Source organism: Nisaea sp. (genome assembly GCF_034670185.1).
GTDB lineage: Bacteria > Pseudomonadota > Alphaproteobacteria > Thalassobaculales > Thalassobaculaceae > Nisaea.
The window spans coordinates 45,737-72,449 of record NZ_JAXMNY010000003.1 but is presented as its reverse complement, the minus strand read 5'-3'; the positions used below and the strand labels follow the sequence as shown (position 1 = coordinate 72,449).

The following is a 26,713-nucleotide window of genomic DNA, read 5'->3' as shown; positions in this document are numbered from 1 at the left end:
CGGCCCGCCTCGCTCTGTTTGCGCTATTTTAGGCGCTGATTATTCTTGCAGCATAGCACCAAAGCGTATGTGACAAGGCCAAGCCCCGCAACGTCCCGTAGGGCGTATGCGCGTTTTTCAATCATGAATTCTCACCATGCCCAACCATACCTAACCGCGGTGAGATTAATTATCAGCTATCTGGGGCATATTTCTGACCGCCGCGATCCGCTGGATACAGGCTGGCGCCGGAACGGTTACCGTCAGGTCTTCAAATGCGATAACCCTGAGTTCAGGCCTGCATAAAATCAGGAGTTCTTCATTGTGCAGCAGGAAATCCGGATTTTTCGGCCGGCCAAAAGCTTCGTTACCTCTGGCGAAAGTCTCGTAGATCAGCATCCCACCCGGAGCAACAGCCGCAACGATATCCCGCATGATCGGCCGGTGCAGATAGTTCGTCACGACAACACAGCCGAACCGACGGTCGGCAAGCGGCCAGGGTCGTCCGGCTTCCAAATCGAATGCGACAAGCTGAACGTCCGGGTCGGCGGCCATATCGGCGACGGGCGCGATGTTCCGGTCCAACATGACAACCGGGTTCCCCCGGCTGCGAAAGAACCGGCCGTGACGCCCCGCGCCGCAGGCGACATCGAGGACCTCAACGTCTTTCGGCACCAGATCGGCAAACCGCTCGACCCAACTTGATACCGCCTGGACCGATCCCGTTTTGGCGCGCGCCCCGCTCATTCCGCTGCCTCGGCTTTATCAAGCACAGGGATGACCGCGCCGGAGAACGAGCAATCCGCAACCGCGAGCCGCAGGAAAACCGGACCCGCCGCCTTGACCGGTGAGACCGAGCCCGGGTCCTCATCAGGAAAAGCTGCGGCGCGCATGCCTGTGCGCATCGCACCAGGATCGACGGCGTTTGCCCGGATGCCGAACTTCCTGCTCTCAGCGGCGTAAACACGCATCATGGCCTCAATACCGGCCTTGCTTGCCGCATAGGCGCCCCAGTTCGCATGCGCCCCCCGGGCAGCCCCGGAAGTGACGAAGATACACCGACCGGCATTGGACGCGGACAGCAGCGGATGCAGCGCAGCCAAAAGTCGGAACGCCGCGCTGAGATTGAGATCGATCACCCTGTCCCAGGATGCGTTTTCAATATCCGGCAAGGGTTTAAGATCCCCCAGCACCGCGGCATTGAGAACAAGTACATCAAGCCGCCCGCCGCCATTCTCGATAGCTTCCAGCAGCACTGCCATCCCTTCGGGGCGGCTGAGGTCGGCTGGAACTGACACCGCAGTACCTCCTTCCGCCTCTATCTCCGCCTGCCGTGCGGCGAGCCCTTTTGCATCGCGCGCAAGCAGAAAAACGGTGGCGCCTGCACGGGCGAAAACCCGGGCGACCTCGGCACCGATCCCGCGGGAAGCACCCGTGACAAGCGCTACCTTACCGGCGAGCGGTTGCGCCGTGTGTTCAACCACGTCGGCAACCTTCTGCTCCTCGGCGATAATGCCCAGCTCTTTGCGGATGTATTCCAGAGCTGCTTCAAGCGTATCCACGATATCGTCGACCTGATCGTGCGTGACCACGAAAGGCGGCGCGATCAGCAGTGTATCCCGCACGGCGCGCACAATGATGCCCCGCTCCCTGAGGTTCTCACGGCAAACCGCGGCAACCACGCCGGGCGGATCGAACAGGATATGCCGGTCCTTGTCCTGGATCAGCTCCACCGCTCCAAGCAGCCCAAGGCTGCGCACTTCGCCGACCAGTGGATGGCCTGCAAGGCGGGTAAGCGCGCGCTGGAAATAAGGGCCGATATCCTGCGCGACCCGCTCAACCAGCTTTTCCCGTTTCAGGATATTCAGGTTCTCCAGCGCCACGGCGGCTGCAACCGGATGCCCGGAATAGGTAAAACCGTGGGCAAGTCCGCCTTCCGCATCGCGCAGCTTGTCCGCGATCGGGTCCGAAATCATCAGCGCCGAAATAGGCTGGTAACCGGAAGACAGGCCCTTCGCCAAGGTGATGAAATCGGGGCTGAGACCAAACAGTTCCGCCGCCGACCAGGCGCCGAGCCGGCCGAACGCGCTGATCACCTCATCCAGGACGAACAGCACGTCATGGCGCTGGCAAATCCTCTGAACTTCCTGGAGATAGCCTTCCGGCGGAAAAATCAGGCCGCCTGCCCCCTGGATCGGCTCGCAGATGAAGAGCGCGACATTCTCGGCGCCGAGTTCCTTGATCTTGATCTCGAGGGCGTGCGCAGCCTGCTGCGCAAACGCCGCCTCGGACATGTCCGGGCCGTGCAGGAATTTGTATGGCGCCTCGATATGAGCGAAATCCGGCATGCCGATGCCGCCCTGCGCGTGCATGGCCCCGACCCCGCCGGCGCTGATCGTGGCCAAAGTGGAGCCGTGATACCCTTCCTCCCGGCCGATCACGATCCGCTTCGACGGTTTGCCGACCAGTTGCCAATAAAAGCGCGCCAGACGGATCGCACTGTCGCAGACTTCGGAGCCGGAATTCGCGAACAAGGCGGTATTGAGATGCCCAGGCATCAAGGCCGCCAGGGTCTCCGCCAATTCAACCGTCGGCGCCGTCGTCGTGTTGAAGAAGGTGTTGTAGTAGGCAAGCTGCTGCATTTGACGGGCAGCTACGTCGGCCAACTCTTTGCGGCCGTATCCGACATTGACGCACCACAGACCGGCAAGCGCGTCGAGATATCGATGCCCCTGATCGTCCCAGAGGTAACAGCCCTCGCCCCGCTCGATCACGGTCGGCCCACCCGCATCCGCGAGTTCCCGGTTATCCGTGAAAGGATGCAAATGATGGGCGGCGTCTCGCTGCCCCAGGGTCTTGCCGTCCGGATCGCTCACACTCTGTCCCCCGCGCAACGACACACTGGCTTATTAGTGAATATTACACTATTTCGACAGCATGCTACCTGATAGCTGACAGGATGACAGTGGGTCAGTTGGATGATCAAATACAGATTGCGTTGTGACAAGGACCATAGCTTCGACGCTTGGTTTCGCGATAGTGCCGCCTATGACAAACAAGCGGGCGCGAGTCTGCTGGCCTGCCCGACCTGCGGCTCGTCCTCCGTCTCCAAAGCCCTGATGGCCCCCAATGTCTCCTCCTCCAAGAAGAAGAGCGACAGAGAGCCACCACATACCGATACCGTGCCTGCGATCAACGAAGTGCCGCCGGAAATGATCGAGATTCGTCAGAAGCTCGCCGCGCTCCGTTCCGAGGTGGAGAGTAATTTCGACTATGTCGGCAAGGATTTCGCCGAGGAAGCACGAAAGATCCACTACGGCGAAACAGATCCGCACGGCATTTACGGAGAAACCAGCGCCACCGAAGCTGAGGCCCTGCGAGACGAAGGGATCGAGTTTGGTGCCATCCCCTGGGTGCCAAAAAGCGACGCCTGATCAGGCAGCTTCCGGACGGACCGCGAGCATCGCGTAATTAATTCCCAGATCCGATGAGCGCTCGAACGAATCGCCCAGCGGATCGAAACGGATCCCGGTCTTCTCTGCCAACACCAGCCCAGCCTCGGTCAACAACGCCCCCAACTCTTCCGGTGTCAGGAATTGCCACCAGTCATGGGTGCCAGCTGGCACCCAGCGCAGCACATATTCGGCCGCGAACTTTCCGAACAGAAGCGATTTCATCGTGCGGTTCAGCGTGGTGACGAAAACTGCGCCACCCGGGCGAACCAGCTTGGCAAGAGATCCCGCAAAAAGCGCTGGATCGGCAACATGCTCGATCACTTCAGAGGCGATCACCGCATCGAATGCTCCCGGCATTTCCGCAGCCAGGTCTTCCGCCAGAGAAACCCGGTAGTCAATCTCAAGGCCTGTCTGCTCGGCATGCAGCCGCGCTGTCCCGATGGTTCGTGCGTCCGCGTCAATTCCCGTCACCGTGGCGCCGAGTCGGGTAAGCGGCTCAGAGATCAGGCCACCGCCGCATCCGATGTCGAGCACCTTCAAACCATCGAACGGTGTCCCTGCGGCCTCGGGCAGAACGAAATGGTCGCTCAACCATTCCCTGATCAATCCGAGCCGGACCGGTGTGAATTTATGCAGCGGGGCAAAAGGTCCCTGCATATCCCACCATTCCGCCGCCACGGCGGAGAAGCGTGCGACATCTTCCGGATCGATCGTGCTTGCGACTGCGTTCTTCTGGTTCATGGGCGCTCCGTTCAACACCGAGCCCGGTCTTGCCGGGACCGCGACGTGTCGCTATGTATAGCCCCGCCGGGAGCCATTAGGAACGCTCGCGTTCCGGTTTTGGGCATTGGGGATACACTCCTGAAAAGCGGAACGAAATGGCGCGTATCGTGCAAAAGTTCGGCGGCACGTCCGTCGCCGATATTGAACGCATCAAGAATGTGGCTCAGCGAGTCAAGAAAGAGGTCGATGCCGGCAACGAAGTAGCCGTCATTGTTTCTGCCATGGCCGGGGTCACGAATCAGTTGGTCGGTTATGCCCGCGAGATGAGCGTCCTGCATGACGCCCGCGAATACGACACCATCGTCTCGACCGGCGAACAGGTGACGAGCGGCTTGCTAGCCATGGCCCTGCAGAATATCGGCGTCAACGCCCGCTCCTGGCTTGCCTGGCAGTTACCATTCCGGACTGACGGTGTGCATAGCAAGGCCCGGATCGAGAACATCGAGACCGACGAGATCGTCAAACGCTTCGAGCAAGGTCAGGTTGCCGTTCTCGCGGGCTTCCAGGGCATCGGGCCGGACAACAGGATTACCACGCTCGGCCGTGGCGGCTCCGACACCTCGGCCGTTGCCCTTGCCGCGGCGCTCAATGCGGACCGCTGCGATATCTACACGGATGTTGACGGCGTCTATACGACCAACCCTCGGATCGTACCGTCGGCCCGGAAGATCGACCGGATTACCTACGAGGAAATGTTGGAACTGGCCTCTCAAGGGGCCAAAGTGCTGGAGACGCGCTCCGTCGCGCTCGCCATGCAGCACAATGTCAGGCTCCAGGTACTCTCCAGCTTCATCGAAGCTCCGGGCACCCTGGTCTGTGATGAGGATGAGATCGTGGAACAGCAAATTGTCAGCGGCATTGCCTACAGCCCCGAAGAAGCCAAGGTCACCGTGCGCCACGTACCGGACCGGCCGGGTGTTGCCGGGTCAATCTTCGGCAGCCTTGCCGATGCTGCCGTCAACGTCGACATGATCGTCCAGAACGTCACCGAGGACGGCAACACCACCGATATGACCTTCACCGTCGGCAAGACCGATCTCGAACGCGCCCGCCAGGTGCTGGAAAAGCTGAAGGACGAACTCGGCTTCAAGGAAATCAACGCCGACCCGAACGTTGCCAAGGTCTCTGTCGTCGGTGTCGGCATGCGCTCGCAGCCGGGCGTTGCCAAGACGATGTTCCATACCCTGGCCGACAAGGGCATCAACATCCAGGTCATCTCGACCTCGGAGATCAAGGTCAGCGTTCTGATCGCCGCCGAGTATACCGAGCTTGCGGTCCGGGCTCTTCACACCGCATACGGCCTCGACGGGCCGCCAGCGAGCTGAAGCATGACACCGGCGGTCGAGCAAAACGGCTTCGGCCGCAACTCCCGCACCATGTTGCGCAGACTGCGCGATGTGATGGCGGATACGCGCGCACCGCAGGAACGCCTCGACAGCATCACCTCGATCATCGGCGCGGACATGGCGGCGGAGGTTTGCTCGATCTATGTCCGCCGCTCCGACAACCTGCTGGAGCTTTGCTCCACCGAGGGCCTGAATAAAGACGCTGTCCACCGCACGCTAATGCATTTTGGCGAGGGCCTTGTCGGCGACGTCGCCGCCCGCGCCCAGTCTCTCGCCCTGTCGGACGCCCAGTCCCATCCGAAATTCGCCTATTTTCCGGAAACCGGCGAAGAGATCTATCAATCCCTCGCCGGTGTACCGGTGATGCGTGCCGACCGCGTTCTCGGTGTGCTGGTGGTCCAGAATCGCTCCCGACGGCAATATTCCGACGAAGAGATCGAGACGCTCGAGACCTTCGCCATGGTGCTGGCGGAGCTGCTCGCCAATGGCGTTCTCGACGGGCAAGAGAACAAGCAAGATGCGCCTGTCCGCCTCGCCGGTCAGGCAGTCGCGCCCGGCGTGGGCATCGGGATCGCGCATTTCCACAGACCGAGCACCGCGATCCGCCGTGTCGTCGCCGACAATCCGGCGGTCGAAAAGGAGCGGCTCGATAATGCCATGCAGGGGGTGCGTTCACGCATCGATACACTGCTCTCTGCTCCCGACCTCGCCGAGGCAGGCGAGCATCGGGACGTGCTCGAAACCTTCCGGATGATCGCCCACGACCGTGGCTGGCTGACACGGATGAACGACGCGATCGATAACGGCCTGACAGCGGAGGCTGCGGTTCAGCGTTCGCGAGCCGATATGCGGGCCCGTCTCAGCTCGGTGCAAAACCCCTATCTGCGCGAACGCCTCGCCGATTTCGAGGATTTGACGAACCGCCTGCTCGCCCAGCTCGCCGACGAAGAAGAGAATGGCGATGTCGCAGGGAGTATCGACGACGATCAGCCCTATATCGTCGTCGCCCGGTCAATGGGGCCCGCCGAGCTGCTCGACTACGACCGCACACACCTTGCCGGCCTCGTCCTCGAGGAAGGCTCGGCAACAGCGCATGTCGCCATCGTCGCACGGGCTCTGGACATCCCGGTCCTCGGCAACATTCCTGGACTGCTGAGCGAGGTCAACCCGGGCGACCATCTGATTATCGATGCCAACAACAACCAGGTCCTGCTGCGGCCAACAGAAGACGTTCAGGATTCTTTCCGTGCAGGTCTGCGTGCCCAGGCCGAAACCAAGGCGCGCTATCAGGCACTCCGCGACCAGCCGGCCCGCACGCTGGACGGTGTCGATATCAGCCTGTTGCTGAATATCGGTTTGATGTTCGACCTGCAGCAGCTCGATGCCACCGGGGCCGAGGGTATCGGGCTTTACCGGACCGAGATCCCCTTCATGGTCCGTCGTGACATCCCAGACGTGCCCCAACAGACCGACGTCTATCGCCGTGTCCTCGACGCTGCGAGCGGACGGCCCGTCACCTTCCGCACCCTGGATGCGGGTGGCGACAAACACATCCAAGCGTTCGACCACGACCCCGGAGACAATCCAGCCCTCGGCTGGAGGTCGATCCGGATATCCGTCGATCACCCCAGCCTCCTGCGCAACCAGATCCGCGCGATTTTGCGTGCCTCTGCCGGCAAGCCGGTCGATTTGATGTTTCCAATGGTCTCCACCGTCGCGGAGTTCGATACGGCCCGCTCTATTCTCGACCGCGAACTCGAACGGGCGGTGCGGCGCGGCGACATTCTGCCGTCGAAGCTACGCCTGGGCAGCATGCTCGAGGTTCCGTCTCTGGCATGGCAACTTCCCGAAATCTTGAGCAGAGTCGACTTTCTCTCTGTCGGCAGCAACGATCTACAGCAGTTCTTCTTCGCAGCGGACAGGGGAGACCAACGCGTGACCCATCGGTACGATGCCGTGTCCGTTCCCTTTCTCCGACTGCTCAGAGATATATCCAATGCATGTAAAAAGCACGATAAGCCATTGACTTTATGTGGAGAGATGGCCGGATCAAGAATTGGAGCAATGGCCCTCATCGGAATCGGCTATCACCGTTTATCCATGGCGGCAGCCTCGATCGGCCCGATCAAAGAAACTGTAAGATCGTTAAATTACAGCGACTTGCAAGTACTTATGTCTAGATTACTGGAAACGCAGGAAGGTCGCATCACTGATCATTTGAAGGCTTTCGCACGCGATCATCAAATCCCAACCTGAGTCTCCAGATCGAAAAATCCGAATAGATCATTGATTCATTGGAGAATTTAATCTAACTTGGCTTTGATGGTTGGTTACTCCATGGTGTCGCAGTGCGTTTTTCGGAATAATAACTGCAAAAATTGTGTAGCCAAACAGACGCAATATTCGCGGGCAACCAGGTCGTGGATGATATGAGCGCAAAAGCAAAGTTAAGACTCCGGCATATCGAAGATGCCGCAAAGTCAAAGACCGCAAACACTACGCCGCAAGCAGCGACGGTGAAACCTTTTGCGTCGCCAAGCCTTGTCTCCAAAACGAAAAGCACTACACCTGCTGAGCGAAATCCGCTCCCCCAAGTTGAACAAGCCGAACACGGGTCTGCAGTAGGCGAAATCTTGCAGCGGCACCGTATTGAAAGAGATCTCTCTCTTCAGGACATTGCCCAGCAACTGCGCATCCAGCGCAGCTATCTTGATGCACTGGAAAACGGGGACTTCGACAGTCTTCCCGGACTGACCTATGCCATCGGATATGTTCGCAGCTACGCACAACTTCTTGATCTCGACGCAGCGACGCTGATCACTGACTTCAAGGCTGAAGCCAAAAAGCTGCAGGAACCGACGCAACTCTCGTTCCCGTCACCGGCGCCCGAAGGAAAAGTACCCGGCGGGGCGTTGGTATTTGTCGGTGTCTTCCTCGCGGCTCTCAGCTACGGCGGCTGGTACTATTTCTCGACCTCGGAAACCGCGGTCTCCGATCTCACACCCAAAGTGCCGGACCGGCTGGCCTTCCTTCTGGAAGAGCCTGCAATCGACACCCCGGCAACAACGGAAAGCGCGCCGGCCGCGCCGCAGCCTACCGCAGTTGGCGTCGTCACTACGGCACAGGCTTCCAGCAAAGAGCCTTCCGCCCCAACGCAGACTGAAGCCGCTTCAGCGCAGCCAGAGCCGGCAGGCGAACCGGTAGCCGAGGCGACAACCGTGGCACCAGTTGTCACGACACCGGCCGCCACAACACCCGTCGCGGCATCGGCAAGCCCGGAACCCGCGCCCCAGTCCGACGACATACCGGTCGCGGTAAGCGCATCTGCAACGGCTCCGGCCGCGCCTGAAACGGCAGCAGCGACAAGCACCGAGACAGAGATACCTGTTGCTCCGTCAAGCAGCGAGCCGGTCGCGGCTGTCGAACCTGCCGCGGAAACGCCGGCACCAGCCGAAACAGCCAGCGCCGACAGCACAGCATTGCCTTTATCCGCGCCCGAAGAGCCAGCGGCGGCGGAACAGATTGCCAGCGTACCGGCATCCGCTCCTGAACCCGTAACGGCCCAAATCCCGGACGTTCCCGAAATGCCGCGGCAGGAAGTCGCGACGGCCGGGCGGTCGGTCTCGGAAGCCGAAGCGGCAGCCATCGACAGCCGACCGAAACCTGTTTCAGCCGCCGCCGGACCGCTTATCGTGATCAGCGCAACAGACGACAGCTGGGTCCAGGTCCGCGGCACCGATGCGACTCCGCTGCTGACTCGCATCCTGCGCAAAGGCGAGCAGTACAAGGTTCCGGCCCGCACCGGGCTGAAGCTCTTTACCGGGAATGCCGGAGCCTTGAAAATCTCGGTGAATGGAGCGGAAGTTCCGAGCCTCGGCCCGTTCGGCAAAATCGCCCGGAACATCCCGTTGGACGAAACTTTGCTGACCTACTCGGTCACCGACTGACGCCAACAATCCTCAATCGTCACGAAGGCGGCGTTTACCCGCGGCGTCTGCTTGCTTTATAAGACCCGGAACGCCATCTCGCAGTGGCGAGTACAGCGAGCGGATCGATCCCATGAGCGTGCGGCCCTACCGCGACATCTTCAGACGAAAATCCCGTCAGATCTCTGTCGGCAATGTGCTGGTTGGCGGCGATGCGCCGATCACAGTGCAAACCATGACGAACACACTGACATCGGATGCCAAGGCGACCATTGCGCAGATCCAGGAATGCGCCGATGCCGGTGCCGATATCGTGCGCGTCTCCTGCCCCGACGAAGCTTCGACGGCGGCAATGCCGGAAATCTGCAAGGCCAGCCCGGTACCGATCGTCGCGGATATTCATTTCCACTATAAGCGCGCCATTGAAGCCGCCGAGGCGGGCGCTGCCTGCCTGCGGATCAATCCGGGCAATATCGGCAGTGCCGAACGCGTCCGCGAAGTCGTGAAAGCCGCCAAAGATCACGGCTGCTCCATCCGGATCGGCGTCAATGCCGGCAGCCTGGAAAAGCATCTGCTGGAAAAATACGGCGAGCCCTGCCCCGAAGCGATGGTCGAATCCGCGCTCGATCACATCCGCATCCTGGAAGACAACGACTTCTACGAGACGAAAGTCAGCGTAAAAGCTTCCGACATATTCCTTGCAGTCGCCGCCTATCAGGGGCTAGCCGACGCCTGCGATTACCCACTGCATCTGGGCATCACGGAGGCTGGTGGTTTCCGCATCGGCTCCGTCAAATCCTCCATCGGTATGGGCATGCTGCTCTGGAGCGGTATCGGCGATACCATCCGGGTCTCGCTCTCTTCGGACCCCGTGGACGAGGTGAAAGTCGGCTTCGACATCCTGAAGTCGCTTAACCTGCGCCATCGCGGCGTGAACGTGATCTCATGCCCGTCCTGCGCCCGCCAGCAGTTCGACGTCATCAAGACTGTCGAGGTTCTGGAGAAGCGGCTTGCCCATATCACCACACCGATGACCCTTTCGGTAATCGGCTGCGTTGTGAACGGGCCGGGCGAAGCGCGCGAGACCGATATCGGTTTCACCGGCGGCGGCAAGGGAACTCACCAGGTCTATATCGCCGGCCTGCCGCACCACCGCCTGAAGGACGACAATGTCGTCGACCATCTGGTCTCTCTCGTCGAGGAAAAGGCGGCGGAGATCGAGAAGGAGCTGGCCGAAGCGGACGAAAGCCCAGCACAGATCATTTCTCCGGCGGCTTCCTGACACCCTCCGGAATTTCCAACCAACGCAAAATCACCGCATCCGTTTGAATCCGGGACGGAAACGCGGCATAAACCGAGCCTCCCCGGCATTCTGTCGGTTTCGGGGATGTTTGAAAGGACCTCAATCATGGCCAAGTTGCAGCCCGTTCGCGGCACCCACGACCTCCTCGGTGAGGATGCGCGGCGGCATCGCCATGTGGTCGAAACGGCCCTCGAAACGGCGGGTCGCTACGGTTTCAGCGAAATTCAGACACCGATTTTCGAGTTCACCGAAGTCTTCGCCCGCACCCTCGGTGAGACCTCGGACGTGGTTTCGAAAGAGATGTACAGCTTCACCGACCGGGGTGATGAAAGCATAACGCTGCGCCCGGAAGGTACGGCGGGCGTGGCGCGCGCCTTCATTTCCGGCGGCCTGACCCAGGATCTGCCGCTGAAGCTGTTCTATCAGGGCCCGATGTTCCGCTATGAGCGCCCGCAGAAAGGCCGCCAGCGTCAGTTCCATCAGATCGGCGTCGAGCTGATCGGCGTGCCGACACCGCAGGCCGATGTCGAGGTGATCACGGTCGGCGCCGATATTCTCGATGCGCTCGGCATTTTCGATGGCATCGTTCTGCAGCTGAACACCCTCGGCGACACCGAAAGCCGCCAAGCCTATCGCGGCGCGCTGGTCGAGTATCTGATGGGCCACAAGGACGGCCTCTCCGAGGACAGCCTCCGGCGGCTGGACGCAAACCCTCTGCGCATCCTCGACAGCAAGGATGAGGGTGACCGGAAGATCGTCGCGGACGCCCCCTCCTTCGGCGACTACCTCAATGCGGCTTCCGAAGATTTCTACGGCACGGTAAAAGCCGGGCTCGATGCGGTCGGCATTCCCTATCAGCAGAATGACCGGCTGGTGCGCGGCCTCGATTACTATTGCCACACCGCCTACGAGTTCGTCACCGACCGGCTTGGCGCCCAGGGCACCGTGATGGCCGGCGGACGCTATGACGGGTTGATCGAGACCATGGGTGGCCCCTCAACGCCGGGGGTCGGCTGGGCAGCCGGTATCGAGCGTATCGCCATGATGATCGAGGCCCCCGCGGCTCCAGTGCGGCCGCTATCCCTAATCCCGGTCGGCGAGGACGCCACCATCGCGGCGATCAAGCTCGCGCACGACTTGCGCAAGGCGGGCCACTCTGTCGAAATGGGCTATTCGGGCAATCTCGGAAAGCGCATGAAACGGGCCAACAAACTCAATGCCAGCCACGCCGTCATTATCGGCGAGACGGAACTCGAAAAGGGCGTAGCGACGATCCGCGACCTGGATACAGGCACGCAGCTCGAAGTCGCGCTGGGCAAGATCGGGGACCATCTCGGCGCCGAGGCCTAGCGAGGCGCGCGTTGGCGGACCGCTCCGCTTCCCCGCTTTTTCAGGATCTGCACCGCTTCGCCGTCGTCGGCGTCAACCACCGGACTTGTCCCGATGCGATCCGTGAACAACTTTTCGTCGCCGACGAAGAGCTGCCGGTCGTGCTTCGCTCGCTTCGGGTCTTCGGCGTTGAGGAAGCCATGCCGCTCTCAACCTGCGACCGGGTCGAGGTTGCCGGTGTCTTTCCAAACCCGGAAGAAGCCCGCAGCATCATCGCGAAGATCCTCTGCGCCCCGGTTGATCTCGACCCGGCCCTGCTGGAGCCGCTGCTTTACCGGCATGTCGGCGGGGACGCGGTGAGCCATCTGTTCCGCGTCGCCGCCTCCCTTGACAGCCAGGTTATCGGCGAGCCTCAGATCCTCGGGCAAATGCGCGCGGGACACCGGCTGGCACGCAGCCTGAAATCCTCCGGCCCGCTGCTCGACGCAACCATGAGCGCCGCCTTCGAAGCCGCCCGCCAGGTGCGCCGGGAAACCCGTATTGCCGAAGGGCCAGTCTCCATTGCCGCCGCTGCCCTTTCCGTCGCCCGCGACGTCCACGGCGCGCTGGAACGGACCCGCGCAGTGCTGCTTGGCTCGGGCGAGCTCGGCCTCATTCTGGCGGAACAACTTCACAACAGTCACGGCACACCGGTCACAGTGCTCGACCGCATTGCGCGGCGCGCCGAGGCCACAGCCAAATCCATCGGGGCACACCACGGCACCATGGATACTCTTGCGGATGCACTCGTCGATGCCGATATCGTCATCTCCGCCGTCGGGGAAGGCCGCACCCAGCTGACCGAGGAAATGATCCGGCAGACGCTGGTGAAGCGCCGCTATCGCCCGATCTTTCTGGTCGATCTATCGGTTCCGGCCGATATCGACCCGGCGGTGAACAGGATCGATGAAGCTTTCCTGTTCGATCTGGAGGATCTGGAACGGTCCGCCACCGAGGGCAAGAATGCCCGCCGGGCCGAGGCGGAAGCAGCCCGCGAGATGGTCGACGCCGCCGTCGCCCGGTTCCTCTCGGACCAGAGCGGGCGCATCGCCGCTCCCTCCATCGCGCGCCTCCGGGCTCACCTAGAAGGCATGCGCGAGACATTACACGCGGAGCAGCCAAACCTTTCCGCGGAAGACGCAACCCGCTTGTTGCTGAAACGCATCATGCACGGCCCGTCGGAACATCTCCGGCGCCTGGCGGCAACGGACAATCTGGACGACCGGACACTCTCCACGCTGGAGGAACTGTTCGGTCTTGACCAAGAACAAGGAGACGACCTGTGAGCTTGCAGGCAAATCTGGAACGCGTGCTGGCCCGTCACAAGGAACTGGAAGCTATTCTGGCATCCGGAGACAGCTCGGACATAGCCAAGCTGTCGAAAGAACTCTCGGAACTCGCGCCCATCGCCCAGAAGGTGACGGAGCTGAACGACATGCGCCGGGAGCTGACCGACGCCCGAGAGCTGCTGGAAGATCCGGACATGGCGGACATGGCCGCCGACGAGGTGCAGCGGCTTGAGAAAGCGCTGCCGGAGCTTGAGCGCGACGTCCAGATCCTGCTGCTGCCGAAGGACGAGGCGGACGAGAAGAACGCCATCCTCGAAGTCCGGGCGGGTACAGGCGGGGACGAGGCGGCACTTTTCGCCGCCGATCTGTTCGGCATGTACCAGCGCTATGCGGCCCTGAAGGGCTGGAAGTTCGAGGTCATGGAAATCTCCGAGAACGATATCGGCGGCTACAAGGAAGCTACCGCCGAGATCACCGGCCGCTCCGTCTTCGCGCGCCTCAAGTTCGAATCTGGCGTGCATCGGGTTCAGCGGGTGCCGGTCACCGAGTCCGGCGGCCGTATCCACACTTCCGCCGCCACTGTCGCAGTGCTGCCGGAAGCTGAGGATGTCGATCTGAACATCGAAGACAAGGATCTCCGGGTCGATGTGTTCCGGGCCAGCGGCGCTGGCGGCCAGCATGTCAACACGACCGAAAGCGCGGTCCGCATCACGCATATTCCGTCGGGCATCGTGGTCTCCCAACAGGACGAGAAGTCGCAGCATAAGAACCGGGCCAAGGCGATGAAGATCCTGCGAGCCCGGCTTTACGATCATGAGCGCCAGCGCCTCGCCAGCGAGCGGGCAGCAGACCGCAAGGATCAGATCGGCAGCGGAGACCGTTCCGAACGCATCCGGACCTACAATTTTCCGCAGGGGCGAGTGTCCGATCACCGCATCAACCTGACGCTCTACAAAATAGACAAGGTGATTGCCGGCGAGGCTCTGGACGAGTTTGTCGACGCCCTGACCGCCGAAGACGAGGCCGCGCGCCTCGCCTCGATGAGCTGATGACCCAAAACGATCCTGACGCGAACGATCCTGGCGAGACCGAGACCATCGGCGCTCTGCTGCAGGCCGCGACGCAACGTCTGGCTGCGGAAGGCAACGACAATCCCCGGCTCGACGCGCGATTACTGCTTGCCCATGCCCTCGGCGTGGAAGGACGACTGCATGGCCGGGAAGACGATCCGGTTACGGCGGAGGAGCGCACCCGCTTTGCCGCATTTCTGGCGCGCCGAATCGGTGGAGAGCCCGTGTCCCGCATTCTCGGCTCCCGCGAATTCTGGAGCCTGGAATTCGATCTCTCACCTGCCACCCTCGACCCGCGCCCGGACAGCGAGACTCTGATCGACGCCCTTCTGGAGCTTCATCCGGATCGCGATCGAGCCTATCGCATCCTTGATCTCGGCACTGGAACCGGCTGCCTTCTACTGGCGGCGCTGTCTGAATTTCCGAATGCAGAAGGTGTGGGTGTCGATATCGACGCGGACTGCGTCCAAGTTGCTCGCCAAAATGCAGAGAAACTATCTCTTTCCAGCCGCGCACGAATGATCCGTTCCCGGTGGGCGGACAATGTGAACGGACCATTTGATATCGTGCTTTCCAACCCGCCATACATTCCCACATCCGACATCGCCTCACTGCAACCAGAAGTAAAAGTACACGACCCCATGCAAGCACTGGACGGTGGCCCCGACGGCCTGACCGCCTACCGTAACATCGCGGAATGCTTGCCTTCCCTACTCAGCGAAGACGGTCTCGCAGCTCTCGAATTTGGAGAAGGTCAGGGGCCTGCAATTTCCCGCATCGTGGAAGCATCAGACCTCATCGTGGACGGTTTCCGGAACGATCTGGCGGGCATCGAGCGCTGCATTCTGGTGCGGCGAGCCTAGCCTGGCCCTACTCCGTCGCTGCGTTGCTGCGGGGAATTAGAACTTGGAATGCCGCGCCCAACCCGGTAGTCTCCCTTCATGCAACAGAGGCCGGAGGGGGCAGGTCTGTTGCAGGAAACCATCCTGGTTATGAGATGAATGCATCGGCTTGGACCTGGTCCTACCGGATGCTCCGGATGTTTCGATCACGCACGTGGTGTGGATCGGTGTTTTGGCATGGGAGCCCATTTGGCGCCCTTTTAAAACGGCAAAGAATCAAACATGAGACAAGGTCCCCATCAGAAACGTGGGCGGGGTCGCGGCGGAAATAACAATAATCGTCGCCCGAGCACCCCCAACAGAAACCAGACCTTCGACAGCAACGGTCCCGACGTGCGGATTCGTGGCAATGCGCATCAGGTGTATGAAAAATACGTGACGCTTGCCCGGGATGCCTCGACCGCCGGAGACCGGCTGCTGGCTGAAAACCTGTTCCAGCATGCGGATCATTATTTCCGCATCTACAGCGCTTTCAACGAAGAGAATGAAGCCCGTGAAGCCCGGAGAAATGCGCAGCAGGATAGCGGGCAACAGCAGTCTGACAGCTCGCCGCGTAACGACGACTCCCGCAGAGACGACGAAAACGAAGCGGGTAATGTCGTAGAAGCGCGGTCGGTCCAGCCTCCAGTGCCCCAGCCTCAGGCGACACCGTCTTCGGACGAAGAGTCTGCTCCGGCACGCAGGACACGAAGCGAGCGCCGTCAGGACGCTGAAGCCGCAGAGCAAACCGGCGAACAACAAACCAGCGAGCCGGAACAACGCGCACCGCGTCAGCCGCGCCGCCGCCGCAGCGCACCTGCTCCACAGGATACCGCCGCTCCGGCAGCGGATAATGATGCCGCGCTTCGGGCAATGCTCGGTGCCAGTGAAAGCGGTGCACCAAAGGCTGCGCCGGAAGAAGCTTCCGCCGACAGTGTTGAGCCGGAAGCAAAGCCGGTCCGTCGCAGAGGTCGCCCGCGCAAGGTCGTCGAAGCGGTCGAGCCCGCTCTGCCGTTGGCCGGCGAGGACTGATCGGCCTATAGGCACACCATTTTGAGAAAACCGGTTGTCAGTGATGATGGCCGGTTTTTTTATGCGGAAATGTCAGGTCAGCGACTGTATCTGCTTCGTGCCTGGATCTGCTTCCGGAACGAATAGGATGGCTAAGAACGCTGATATCCGATGCGTTCGTAAAAGGCATTGGTACCGTTCCGGCCTCAAGACGAATGACCAGCCCAGAGACTAGAGAACAGTGATTTCGTCACCGACACGGATCGTGCCGCCACCGGTCACATCGACATAGATGCCGCAATCGGTATGGCCGAAACCATTCTGTAGATCCCGCGGGATCGTCAGGTCGCGCTGTGCCGTTGCCGGATCGACATTGGTCGCCGGGCAACGGCCAATCCGTTCGGCAACGCGGATTTCGGCATCGCCGATTTTCAGCGTCTTTCCGACCCAGGTGAATTCTTCCCAAGCCGGCACACCTTCAATCAGGAGATTGCCCCGGAACCGCAGCGGATCGACCGGCTGGCCAACCACGCGTTCGAGATCCCGGACACTTTCCAGATTGATGATCGAGACGAAAGGAACCTTCACGTCGGAATAGGGCTGATCGCCACTTTCGACAATACGCGGCTGGCCCCGGCTTTCCTTCGTCATGAAGGCAGCGAAGAACTGCTCCAGCACCGTCCGTCCATTGACGTCGGTAAGCTTGCCGCTGGAGACGTTCCGGCCCTTGCGCCAGATCTGCAGGATCTCGCTCTCGCCGTCAAAACGCGCTTCCAGTTGAGCGAGCTTCTCGACCTGTGCAAGCTGAAGGAAATTGGCTTTCGCCTTCCAATCCCGGTCTCCGGCTTCCGCACGCCGCGCCGAGGCGCCGTGCAGAATTCCGAAACGACGGTCGTTCGGAAGCATGCGCCCCGCTTCCAGCGGCACGCTCTCCAGAGATTCCCCTGTCATACCCTTGACCGGAAACCTGTAAATCGCACTTATTTTTCCCATAGTGCACCGCACAATAAATAGCTTCGAAAGCCTGTCAACTCGCTTTCCCACCTCTTGCGATAACGCGGCCGCTCACCATATCTGTGATGTGGGTTCCGGATGCCATTATCGGGTTCGGCCCTCTTCCAAGCCGGAACGCAATCGGCGATGCTGAAAAGATCGTCTGTGCTTTCCGGAAATAGGCTTGCGTGCCGCCATAATGGAGCGCGTGGAGCTGTATCGGCAACCTTGCGGTACGAAGGAGACGACCATTGGATTTCGAAAAACTCTCGGAGCGCCTGCGCGGCTTCATACAATCGGCGCAAACCTACGCTACCGGCGCCGGACACCAGCGCCTGACCCCCGAACATCTGCTCAAAGTCCTGCTCGACGATAAGGAAGGCATGTGCGCCAAGCTTATCGACGCGTCGGGCGGTGATGCGAAGGCGGCTCAGCTCGCGGTCGAGGCCGAACTCAGCAAGCTGCCGACGGTTGAAGGCAGCGGTGCGGGGCAGGTTTATCTCGCCCCCGAAACCGCACGTCTGCTGACCCAGGCGCAGGAAGTAGCCGAAAAGGCCGGCGACAGCTTTATCACGGTGGAGCGGTTGCTTCTCGCCATCGCCATGGCGGAAGGCACAGCGGCGGCACGCATCCTGAAGGATGCAGGCCTCACGGCGCAGGCCCTGAACCAGACCATCAACGACGTCCGCAAGGGCCGCAAGGCCGACAGCGCGACCGCCGAGAATGCTTACGAGGCGCTGGACAAATATACCCAGGACATGACCGAGGCTGCCCGCTCGGGCAAGCTCGATCCTGTGATCGGCCGGGACGAGGAGATCCGCCGGACCATCCAGGTGCTGTCCCGCCGGACCAAGAACAACCCGGTGCTGATCGGTGAGCCCGGCGTCGGCAAGACCGCCATCATCGAGGGCCTGGCCCAGCGCATCGTCAATGGCGACGTGCCGGAACCGCTGAAACAGAAGCGGCTGCTGACGCTCGACCTCGGCGCGCTTATCGCCGGCGCCAAGTTCCGTGGTGAATTCGAGGAACGGCTGAAAGCCGTTCTGCAGGAAGTCTCGCACTCCGAAGGCGACATCGTGCTCTTCATCGACGAGCTGCATACGCTGGTTGGTGCCGGTGCCGCCGAAGGCGCGATGGATGCGTCCAACATGCTGAAGCCGGCCTTGGCTCGCGGCGAGCTGCACTGCGTCGGCGCGACCACACTGGACGAATACCGCAAGCACATCGAAAAGGATGCGGCACTGGCCCGACGCTTCCAGCCGGTCTTTGTCGAGGAGCCGAACGTCGTCGACGCGATCTCGATCCTGCGCGGCCTTAAGGAAAAGTACGAGCTGCACCACGGTGTGCGGATCACCGACAGCGCGCTGGTCGCGGCGGCGAACCTCTCCAACCGCTATATCACCGACCGGTTCCTGCCCGACAAGGCCATCGATCTGATGGACGAGGCCGCATCGCGCCGGCGCATGGAAGTTGATTCCAAGCCGGAGAAGATCGACGAACTCGACCGCAAGATCATCCAGCTCAAGATTGAACAGGAAGCGTTGAAGAAGGAAGCCGACAAGGCTTCCAAGGATCGCCTTTCGAAACTCGAGGGCGAGCTGGCGGCGCTTGAGAAAACCTCTTCGGAACTGACCGAACGCTGGCAATCCGAGAAGGAAGTCGTGGTCGGCGTCCAGAAGATGCAGGAGAAGCTGGAAAAAGCCCGGCAGGAGCTTGAGAACGCGAAGCGGCAGGGTAATTTCGAGAAGGCCGGCGAGCTGATGTACGGCGTTATCCCCGATCTGGAAGCCACGATCGGCCAGGCCGAGAACGCATCGGCCGAGAAGATGGTTATGGAAGAGGTAACGGACCGCGACATTGCCTCCGTCGTCTCCCGCTGGACCGGCATTCCCGTCGACAAGATGCTGGAAGGCGAGCGCGACAAGCTGCTTCAGATGGAGGCGAACCTGCATGCAAGGGTGATCGGCCAGGACGAAGCGGTATCGGCCGTCTCCAATGCCGTCCGCCGGGCCCGTGCCGGGTTGCAGGACCCACACCGCCCGATCGGCTCCTTCCTGTTCCTCGGCCCGACCGGCGTCGGCAAGACGGAACTGACCAAGGCGCTTGCCGAGTTCCTGTTCGATGACGAGCAGGCCATGGTCCGGCTCGACATGTCCGAATATATGGAGAAGCACTCGGTCAGCCGCCTGATCGGGGCGCCTCCGGGCTATGTCGGATATGACGAGGGCGGTGCCTTGACCGAAGCGGTGCGGCGTCGGCCCTATCAGGTCGTGCTGTTCGACGAGGTTGAGAAAGCACATCCGGACGTCTTCAACGTGCTGCTCCAGGTGCTCGACGACGGCCGCCTTACGGATGGCCAGGGCAGGACGGTCGACTTCCGCAACACGCTGATCATCCTGACCTCGAACCTCGGCTCCGAGTTCCTCGCGGCCCAGGGTGAGGGCGAGACGGTCGATGCGGTCCGCCCGCAGGTGATGGAAGTTGTGCGCCGGGCGTTCCGGCCGGAATTCCTGAATCGTCTGGACGAGGTGCTGCTGTTCTCACGGCTCGACCGGGCGAACATGACGCATATCGTCGACATCCAGCTGGAACGACTGCGCAAGCTGCTGGAGGACCGCAAGATCACGATCGATCTCGACGATGCGGCCCTGCGCTGGCTCGCCGACACGGGCTACGACCCAGTCTATGGCGCCCGGCCACTGAAAAGGGTGATCCAGCGCTCGCTGCAAAACCCGCTGGCCAACCAGATCCTGGAAGGCAGCATTCTCGATGGCAGCCACGTGAAGGTGACGGCGGAAGACGGCAAGCTGATCATCAACGGCAAACCGTCCGCCCCAAGCTCCGAAGTCCGGATCGAGGCGGCCGAGTAAACCAAACAGGCCCCTCTTGTTGAAGAGGGGCCTGTGCTTAGAAATTTTTTAAAAACCTCAGCCCGTTAGCCTTACTAAGTGGCATTCTCTGGGTTTCGATTCTCCTCCGATTACTTGGTAGACAACAATCACATCGCCTCGAATTTTCTGCTTTGTCCAAATATCTTCTGGACGCGTCGGCGGAAAAATTCGCATCTGCATTCGGTCTGGAGATAGTTCGGGAATTACGGCTGCCCATCCACGCTTCGAATAATCGACGTCTTGCGCGTGCAATTCTATTTCAACATCTTGAAGCTGCTCGCTCGTTTCATCCGGCGTAAGCACCTCTTCAGCGGTATCACCCGGAACTTGAGCGACAATATTTGAAGGAATTGATCTATTACCTACGATTATTTTTGCATTTCGCTGGTTTTTACTCGGAGCGAAAAATCTCAAAGCTGTCCGGCTGAGGCTAACCATTCGCCTTCCTGAATATCTCGATTCTAACGTAGCGCGGATTGTTTCTTCAGGCTTTCCAGTCGCTTCCGCTAATTCCCCTATAAGCTGATCCAACTGCGCCCGGACTCCGTTTGAATCAAGCACGCGACCGAGTCGCTTAATCAAGAAATCTGCCCCGTAAAATAAAACCACCAGAGTTACTACTGTTATGAGCGTGCTGTGATCACCTGGAAGATCCACGCCAAGCATTTCTTCGATTCCTTTCGGAACAGCGGCATTTAGGTCGTCTTGATAAGCAATTAGTAAAGCAACAGTGAATAACTCACGTAGAGGGCTCTTCTGGGATATATGATTTACCGAAATACTTACACGCCGAACTCTGAATCCATCTATTAATCCCGATATTATTACCGCCGCCTCTTTTGCCGCTTGCTCTGTCGCCAAGAGAGAGTCAACGACATCTGATACTGAGGAGGCCTCCTCAGTATCGTAAATTACCTGATGAGGTAGGCTAATCTCCATCACAACTCCCCCTTTACGAGAAAGTTACAACCCCCAAACACAACCCATCAAGATCAATTGATCGTTGATTAAAAAAACTCGAAACCTATCCCCGCTTCTCCAACAAGAACCAGGTCATGTCGTCCGCCGGGAAATTCGGGTCCCGGTGATAGCAGAACCCGTAATCGATCAGCTTGAGATCCGGGAAGCGGTCCATCAGGTCTCCGGCGAAATCCCGCTTGAACAGCCGGTCGTCGTGCCCGCGGTAAGGGATCGCGACTGGTGCCGGATTGTAATATTCCGACAGCGCGATATAGCGCCCGCTCGCCGCATAGAGATTGTCATAGACGCTCGGCAGCGCCTCCGGATTGATGTGGATGAGCACACCGGAGGTGAAGGAGAGATCGTGCGACGTCTCCACCTGCGGCTCCAGAATCGAGCCGTGATGGACATTCAGCCGCTCCTGCGTCTGCAGGATCTTCACCGCTTCGGGATTGATCTCGATGGCGGAGAGTTTCGCTTCCGGCAGCAGCGTGCGCAGGGCCAGCATGTTGAGGCCGATATTGGCGCCGAACTCGACCACCGAGCCGACCGTCCCCGCCCGCGACAGGATGCGGGTGAACATCGCCGTGCGGGAGGCGAGGATGGCGGCGTCCCTGTTCCGGTCGATATAACCATTGCCAAACGACCCGGCCCAGAAGGCTTCCTGCTCGGTGCGGTAAGTGTCCGTCATCGGGTTACTCCGGTTTAGCGGCGGCTCAGGCCTGCTCAGGATAGGCGCCGCTGTCGTTCTTCACGGGCTGGGGGCGTTCATAAACCCCGCGATTGATCGACGGCCAGTCCGGGTGCTGCTCCAGCAAAGCCAGCACGTCCTGATAGGTGAAGGCCGGGCTCACCGGATAGAGCGCTTCGAGGATGCGCCGGACCAGCTCGAAATCCTCCGGATGATCCACCGTCCAGCGATGGCCGGTGATCGGCGGTTCGTGCAACAGGTAGTGGCAGGCGAACCGGTCCTTGTGGTTATAGAGGAAAGGCGTGACATGCTCGCGCTCCTGCCGTGCCTCGGCCTCGCGGTGCGCCGCCATCAGGGCCGCGCCCCGGATCCCCTCGGCATCGAGCCCCATGGGCAGCGTGCGCGGCGTGGTGTTGGAAACGTAATCGAGCGGCGGGCTGCTGTCCCGCAGCGTCTCGACAACCTGATCCACCAGCACCGGGTCGATCAGCGGACAATCGGCGGTCAGGCGCACGACAAGATCGGCACCGGCCATGTCCGCCGCTTCGGCATAGCGCGACAGCACGTCCGCTTCCGAGCCGCGCCAGACGCGCAGCCCCTCGCCCGCGACGAACTCCGCCACCGGATCGTCCGTCGCGTTCACCGTGGTGGCGACGACGATTTCGTCCACCGTCCGGCACCGGCCGACACGTTCAAGCTGGTATCCGAGCAACGGTTTCCCGAGGACTTGCTTCAGCACCTTGCCGGGCAGGCGCGTCGATGTCATGCGCGCCTGAATGATCACAACAGTTTTCACGGAATTCCTGTCCCCGCCCCAATTCCCAGCATGGCATCGATCACCCGCTCCGCCCCGCGCCCGTCCACAAGGGCCGATGCGGTAGTGGAGAGCTTTCGGCGCACAGCTGAATCTTGCAACACCCTGACCGTTTCCGCCACCAGTTGCTCTGCCGGACAGTCCGAAAAACGGCCGAGATAAAGCGCCGCCCCCTTGGCCGCCATGCCCGCACCCACCGGCTCTTCTACTGGAACGCTGGCGCCGAGGATCATCGGCGTGCCCTGCAAGGACAGCTCCCACACCGTGGAGCCCGCGGATGAAATCGCCAGATCCGCCTCGGCGATCAAGGCGCCCATATCCTTCACGCCGCGATGATAGGCGATTATCGGGCCTGCATCCGCCGGCGGTTTCCAGCTGCTTGCCGGGCCGATCACCGCATCGACATGGCCATCTCCCAAACCGGCTTTCAGCAGCGCACGTGCCGCCGCCTGCGCCAGCGCTTCAAGATGCCCGCCAGGGTCCGCTCCGCCGACCAGCACGAGAATACGCTGCGGCCGTTCGGGGATCATCCGGGGCTGAATGCTCTCACGCATGTCGGCACGGATCAGGGCGAAACCGGGCCCAGCTAAAATCGTTGCGTCGGTATGCCCGGCGTAATTTTCCGGCAACGCCTGCACATTCTGGTTCAGCAACAGATCGCAGGGATAGCGCCCTCCTGTCGCCGCATCATCAAGCAGCAGGACTGGCAGGCCCGCGTTGCGAGCTTTGTCGAGATAGCCGGGCGTCACGAAGGAACCGTCGACGACTAGCCAGCGAGCGCCGATCCCGGCTGCCGCCGCGGCAAACTCATCGCCGGTATCCGGTGCGGCAAACGTCCGGTGCTCGATGCCTGCATCATCAAGTCTCGCCAACACCGGATCGGGCAGCGCAGCGCCGGAAAAGAACACCGCTTCACCGCCCTGTTTGCACCACGCTTCCGCCAGCGCGAAGCAGCGCATGGCATGGCCGAGCCCGATCCGTGCGTCAGCATCGGCCCGAATAGCCAGCATCCCCGGACTCATCCCTTTCATATCCCCCCAGCCCTTCTATCCCCCGGTAAAAGAAGCTATTCTGGCGACTTCACATCGCCAAGTCACGGGAACCATGGCCAGCACCTTCGAGATCAACGGACGCCCGGTCGGCCCGGATCACCCGCCCTATGTCGTGGCGGAGCTCTCCGGCAACCACAATGGCGATATCGGCCGAGCCCTCGCCCTGATCGATGCCGCCAAGGCGGCGGGCGCGGATGCGGTGAAGATCCAGACCTATCGCGCCGACACCATCACCATCGATCATGACGGGCCGGAATTCATGCTCACGGACGGGCTCTGGAAGGGCCGCAAGCTCTATGAGCTCTATGAGGAAGCCCATACTCCCTGGAACTGGCATGCGGAGCTGTTCGCCCATGCCCGTAATCTGGACATCACACTGTTCTCCGCGCCGTTCGACCCGACGGCCGTCGAGCTGCTGGAACAGCTGCGCGCACCCGCCTACAAGATCGCGTCGCCGGAGATTGTCGACCTCGATCTGATCGAGCTATGCGCGCGAACGGGAAAGCCGCTGATCATCTCGACCGGCATGGCCAGTTTCGAAGAGATCGAGGAAGCGGTTGCCACAGCACGTGCAGCCGGAGCGACGGAGATTCTGGTCCTGCACTGCACCAGCGGCTACCCGACACCAGTCGATCAGGCCAATCTCTCGACCATCACTGATCTGACGAAACGGCTCGACGTTGCAATTGGCCTGTCCGATCACACACTCGACAATATCGTCGCCGCTGCCGCCGTTGCAGTCGGCGCCGTGCTGGTCGAGAAGCATTTCACCCTGAGCCGCGCCGATGGCGGGGTCGACAGCACCTTCTCGCTGGAACCGACGGAGCTGGAGCAGCTGGTCAAGGATCTGCGCTCCGTGCATGCGGCCATCGGCCAGCCGAACTACCGGCCGACAGAAGCCGAGCTGATTACACTGCCGATGCGTCGCTCGCTTTATGTGGTTGATGACATCGCGGAGGGGGAGGTCCTCAACCGGGAGAATATTCGCTCTATCCGCCCCTCCAACGGCATGCTGCCAAGACATCTGAAGAGCGTGCTTGGAAAGACAGCGACCCGAGCCCTGAAACGCGGAGAACCACTGGCAGCGGATATGATCCGGGGTTTCACGGGCTGATATGACGGACGAAAGCCCGCAGGCTCTGCTTCATCAGGCGCTGCAAAAGCATCAAGCCGGTGATCTCGCGGGAGCAGCTCCGCTTTATCAGCAGGTGCTCAAGGCAAACCCTCAACATCCCGATGCCCTGCACCTGCTTGGCTTCCTGCTGCATCAGGCGGGCAAGCCCGCCGAGGGCCTGAAACTCGTCGATGCCGCCATCGCCATCGCGCCGCAACAAGCCAGTTTTCGCAGTAACAAGGCACGGATTCTTCAGCGCCTCCGACACCAGACGGAAGCGGATACCGCTTTCCGAATGGCACTAACGCTCGATCCTTCCGACGCCGTCACATTTCGGGAACTTGCAGAAGCACGGCGCGCGAACGGTCAGGTTATCGCGGCGGCTCCACTCTTCCGCCGCCTGCTCTGCTTGAGTCCCGCTGACCCGGTTGCCCTGCTTGCCATGGCAACAAGCCGGATCGATCTCGGCCAGCATGACACCGCACGTCACCTGTTGCGAAAGTGCCTGCTGGTCGCCCCCGCCCTGATCGAGGCAACCAACAGCTACGCTTTTCTCGGCATCACCGCCCTCACCTTCGCCGAAGCACGCCGATGGTTCATGCGAACCATTAAAGCCCAACCGCGCTATGCTGCGCCCTATTCCGGGCTGGCCGAGGTCTGTTATTTCGAAGGCGATTTGGATGCCTGCCTAGGCTTTTCCGAACAGGCTGTCGCCCTTACCCCGGACGACCCACAAATCCGGGTCCGGCACGGCATGCGCCAACTCACAGCCGGGTACATCAAAGAGGGCTGGAAGAATTTCGAATGGCGCTTGAAGCGACCGGATGCAATCCAGAGACCCGGTTTGCCCCCGCATTGGCAGGGCGAGCCGCTTTCCGGCAAGCGAATCCTTGTCTGCGCGGAGGAAGGTGTTGGCGACGAGATCCTCTATGCCTCATTGATACCGGACCTGATTTCAGCCGGCGCCTCTGTTGTGATCGAATGCGCGCCGCGTCTGGTGGAAGTCTTCCGGCGCTCCTTCCCGGACTGCATCGTGCACGCCTATATACGGAGTGGCGACCGGTTCAGGCCGGTGCATGAGTATGGCTGGCTGCCGCAGGACCCGCCCGTCGATTATGCCATTGCCGGCGGCAGCCTGCCCGCATTGCTGCGCCGGGATACTGCATCCTATAAGCACCAACGCCCTTATCTCTCTGCATCGCCCGAGCGCGTTCGACGTATAGAGGAAAAGCTGGCCGCCCTGCCGCCGGGACCGCGGATCGGTTTTGCTTGGCGCTCAAAGGACGTGAACCCATTCCGCGACCTCTACTACACACGCCTCCAGGATTGGCGGTCCCTGCTGACCGATCCGAAACTGCAGATCGTCTCGATGCAATACGGCTCCGGCTGGGAACAGGAAATTACTGGTGCAAGGCGTGAATTCGGGGCTCGCTTGCACGTACTCGACAGCGTCGACATGACCAATGATTTCGAGGATATTTTCGCCCTCTCCGCATCAGCTGACTGCCTGATCTGCCCAAGCAGCACTCTGGGCTGGGTCGGCGCCAGCCTTGGAAAACCGACCTGGACGTTTGGCATCTCTCCGACTTTCTTGCGGCTCGGGACTGAAAGTTATCCGGGTTTTCCGAGCATGACGGGCTTTCTCAAACTGGTGACGGAGCCCTGGAGTCCGGTGACGGAAGCTGTGACGGCAGCGGCCAAGCGACTTTGATGAACGCGAAAACACCATCGGGCGCATTTGGCACGGCATTCTCAGCACCGCACCAAGCAGTTAAGCTACCCAACGC

The 26,713-nt window shown here is 60.9% G+C and carries 21 protein-coding genes; 13 read left to right on the top strand and 8 right to left on the bottom strand.

Annotated elements, in window-relative coordinates; all coding sequences use genetic code 11:
- Nucleotides 1-165 precede the first annotated feature (165 nt).
- Together VOI22_RS13925 and VOI22_RS13920 are read right to left on the bottom strand one after the other, a co-directional pair.
- Complete coding sequence (locus VOI22_RS13925) at nucleotides 166-726, bottom strand: class I SAM-dependent methyltransferase (protein ID WP_028467057.1); 561 nt, start codon at nucleotides 724-726, stop codon at nucleotides 166-168.
- Nucleotides 723-2,855 (bottom strand): aminotransferase, encoded by a 2,133-nt coding sequence (locus tag VOI22_RS13920; protein WP_323797070.1) that lies wholly within the window; start codon nucleotides 2,853-2,855, stop codon nucleotides 723-725. Before VOI22_RS13920 ends, VOI22_RS13925 begins: the two co-directional genes overlap by 4 nt.
- 102 nt (nucleotides 2,856-2,957) lie before the next feature.
- Here VOI22_RS13920 and VOI22_RS13915 point away from each other — a divergent pair, with 102 nt between their 5' ends.
- A complete protein-coding gene (locus VOI22_RS13915) occupies nucleotides 2,958-3,413 on the top strand; it encodes a DUF1178 family protein (protein WP_323797069.1) in 456 nt (151 codons plus the stop codon).
- Here VOI22_RS13915 and ubiG read toward each other — a convergent pair whose 3' ends face one another.
- On the bottom strand, nucleotides 3,414-4,175 hold the full coding sequence (gene ubiG / locus VOI22_RS13910; RefSeq protein WP_323797068.1) for a bifunctional 2-polyprenyl-6-hydroxyphenol methylase/3-demethylubiquinol 3-O-methyltransferase UbiG: 762 nt from the start codon (nucleotides 4,173-4,175) through the stop codon (nucleotides 3,414-3,416).
- 137 nt (nucleotides 4,176-4,312) lie between these two features.
- On the opposite strand from ubiG, the gene VOI22_RS13905 reads away from it, so the two are divergent.
- From VOI22_RS13905 to VOI22_RS13865, 9 genes are all read left to right on the top strand, one after another.
- Complete coding sequence (locus tag VOI22_RS13905) at nucleotides 4,313-5,542, top strand: aspartate kinase (protein WP_323797067.1); 1,230 nt, start codon at nucleotides 4,313-4,315, stop codon at nucleotides 5,540-5,542.
- A 3-nt stretch (nucleotides 5,543-5,545) separates the two neighbouring features.
- A complete protein-coding gene (gene ptsP / locus VOI22_RS13900) occupies nucleotides 5,546-7,819 on the top strand; it encodes a phosphoenolpyruvate--protein phosphotransferase (protein WP_323797066.1) in 2,274 nt (757 codons plus the stop codon).
- 377 nt (nucleotides 7,820-8,196) lie between these two features.
- Nucleotides 8,197-9,510 carry a helix-turn-helix domain-containing protein gene (locus VOI22_RS13895; RefSeq protein ID WP_323797065.1) on the top strand — a complete coding sequence of 438 codons (1,314 nt, stop codon included), beginning with the start codon at nucleotides 8,197-8,199 and terminating at the stop codon, nucleotides 9,508-9,510.
- A gap of 112 nt (nucleotides 9,511-9,622) precedes the next feature.
- The gene (gene ispG, locus VOI22_RS13890; protein WP_323797064.1) at nucleotides 9,623-10,771 is read left to right on the top strand and encodes a flavodoxin-dependent (E)-4-hydroxy-3-methylbut-2-enyl-diphosphate synthase; all 1,149 of its coding nucleotides are present in this window, start codon (nucleotides 9,623-9,625) and stop codon (nucleotides 10,769-10,771) included.
- 126 nt (nucleotides 10,772-10,897) lie between these two features.
- A complete protein-coding gene (hisS, locus tag VOI22_RS13885) occupies nucleotides 10,898-12,142 on the top strand; it encodes a histidine--tRNA ligase (protein ID WP_323797063.1) in 1,245 nt (414 codons plus the stop codon).
- Between the two features lie 11 nt (nucleotides 12,143-12,153).
- A complete protein-coding gene (gene hemA, locus VOI22_RS13880; RefSeq protein ID WP_323797062.1) occupies nucleotides 12,154-13,446 on the top strand; it encodes a glutamyl-tRNA reductase in 1,293 nt (430 codons plus the stop codon).
- On the top strand, nucleotides 13,443-14,498 hold the full coding sequence (gene prfA, locus VOI22_RS13875; RefSeq protein WP_323797061.1) for a peptide chain release factor 1: 1,056 nt from the start codon (nucleotides 13,443-13,445) through the stop codon (nucleotides 14,496-14,498). Before hemA ends, prfA begins: the two co-directional genes overlap by 4 nt.
- Nucleotides 14,498-15,382, top strand: coding sequence for a peptide chain release factor N(5)-glutamine methyltransferase (gene prmC / locus VOI22_RS13870; RefSeq protein WP_323797060.1), 885 nt, complete (start codon nucleotides 14,498-14,500; stop codon nucleotides 15,380-15,382). Before prfA ends, prmC begins: the two co-directional genes overlap by 1 nt.
- A gap of 261 nt (nucleotides 15,383-15,643) precedes the next feature.
- Nucleotides 15,644-16,432, top strand: coding sequence for a DUF4167 domain-containing protein (locus VOI22_RS13865; RefSeq protein ID WP_323797059.1), 789 nt, complete (start codon nucleotides 15,644-15,646; stop codon nucleotides 16,430-16,432).
- A 210-nt stretch (nucleotides 16,433-16,642) separates the two neighbouring features.
- On the opposite strand, the gene VOI22_RS13860 is transcribed toward VOI22_RS13865, so the two are convergent.
- Nucleotides 16,643-17,404, bottom strand: a complete 762-nt coding sequence (locus VOI22_RS13860; RefSeq protein WP_323797058.1) for an MOSC domain-containing protein — start codon at nucleotides 17,402-17,404, stop codon at nucleotides 16,643-16,645.
- A 251-nt stretch (nucleotides 17,405-17,655) separates the two neighbouring features.
- Between VOI22_RS13860 and clpB the strand changes: the two genes are divergently transcribed.
- Nucleotides 17,656-20,274, top strand: coding sequence for an ATP-dependent chaperone ClpB (gene clpB, locus VOI22_RS13855; protein WP_323797057.1), 2,619 nt, complete (start codon nucleotides 17,656-17,658; stop codon nucleotides 20,272-20,274).
- 57 nt (nucleotides 20,275-20,331) lie between these two features.
- On the opposite strand, the gene VOI22_RS13850 is transcribed toward clpB, so the two are convergent.
- From VOI22_RS13850 to VOI22_RS13835, 4 genes are all read right to left on the bottom strand, one after another.
- On the bottom strand, nucleotides 20,332-21,234 hold the full coding sequence (locus tag VOI22_RS13850) for a hypothetical protein (RefSeq protein ID WP_323797056.1): 903 nt from the start codon (nucleotides 21,232-21,234) through the stop codon (nucleotides 20,332-20,334).
- Nucleotides 21,235-21,319: 85 nt separating this feature from the next.
- Nucleotides 21,320-21,946, bottom strand: coding sequence for a pseudaminic acid biosynthesis-associated methylase (locus tag VOI22_RS13845; RefSeq protein ID WP_323797055.1), 627 nt, complete (start codon nucleotides 21,944-21,946; stop codon nucleotides 21,320-21,322).
- 25 nt (nucleotides 21,947-21,971) lie between these two features.
- Nucleotides 21,972-22,742 carry a glycosyltransferase family protein gene (locus tag VOI22_RS13840; RefSeq protein WP_323797054.1) on the bottom strand — a complete coding sequence of 257 codons (771 nt, stop codon included), beginning with the start codon at nucleotides 22,740-22,742 and terminating at the stop codon, nucleotides 21,972-21,974.
- Complete coding sequence (locus VOI22_RS13835) at nucleotides 22,739-23,782, bottom strand: hypothetical protein (RefSeq protein ID WP_323797053.1); 1,044 nt, start codon at nucleotides 23,780-23,782, stop codon at nucleotides 22,739-22,741. Before VOI22_RS13835 ends, VOI22_RS13840 begins: the two co-directional genes overlap by 4 nt.
- A gap of 82 nt (nucleotides 23,783-23,864) precedes the next feature.
- Between VOI22_RS13835 and pseI the strand changes: the two genes are divergently transcribed.
- Nucleotides 23,865-24,926: a pseudaminic acid synthase gene (pseI, locus tag VOI22_RS13830; protein ID WP_323797052.1), complete on the top strand. Its 1,062-nt coding sequence runs from the start codon at nucleotides 23,865-23,867 to the stop codon at nucleotides 24,924-24,926.
- 1 nt (nucleotide 24,927) lies between these two features.
- Nucleotides 24,928-26,637 (top strand): tetratricopeptide repeat protein, encoded by a 1,710-nt coding sequence (locus tag VOI22_RS13825; RefSeq protein ID WP_323797051.1) that lies wholly within the window; start codon nucleotides 24,928-24,930, stop codon nucleotides 26,635-26,637.
- The last annotated feature ends 76 nt before the right edge of the window (nucleotides 26,638-26,713 follow it).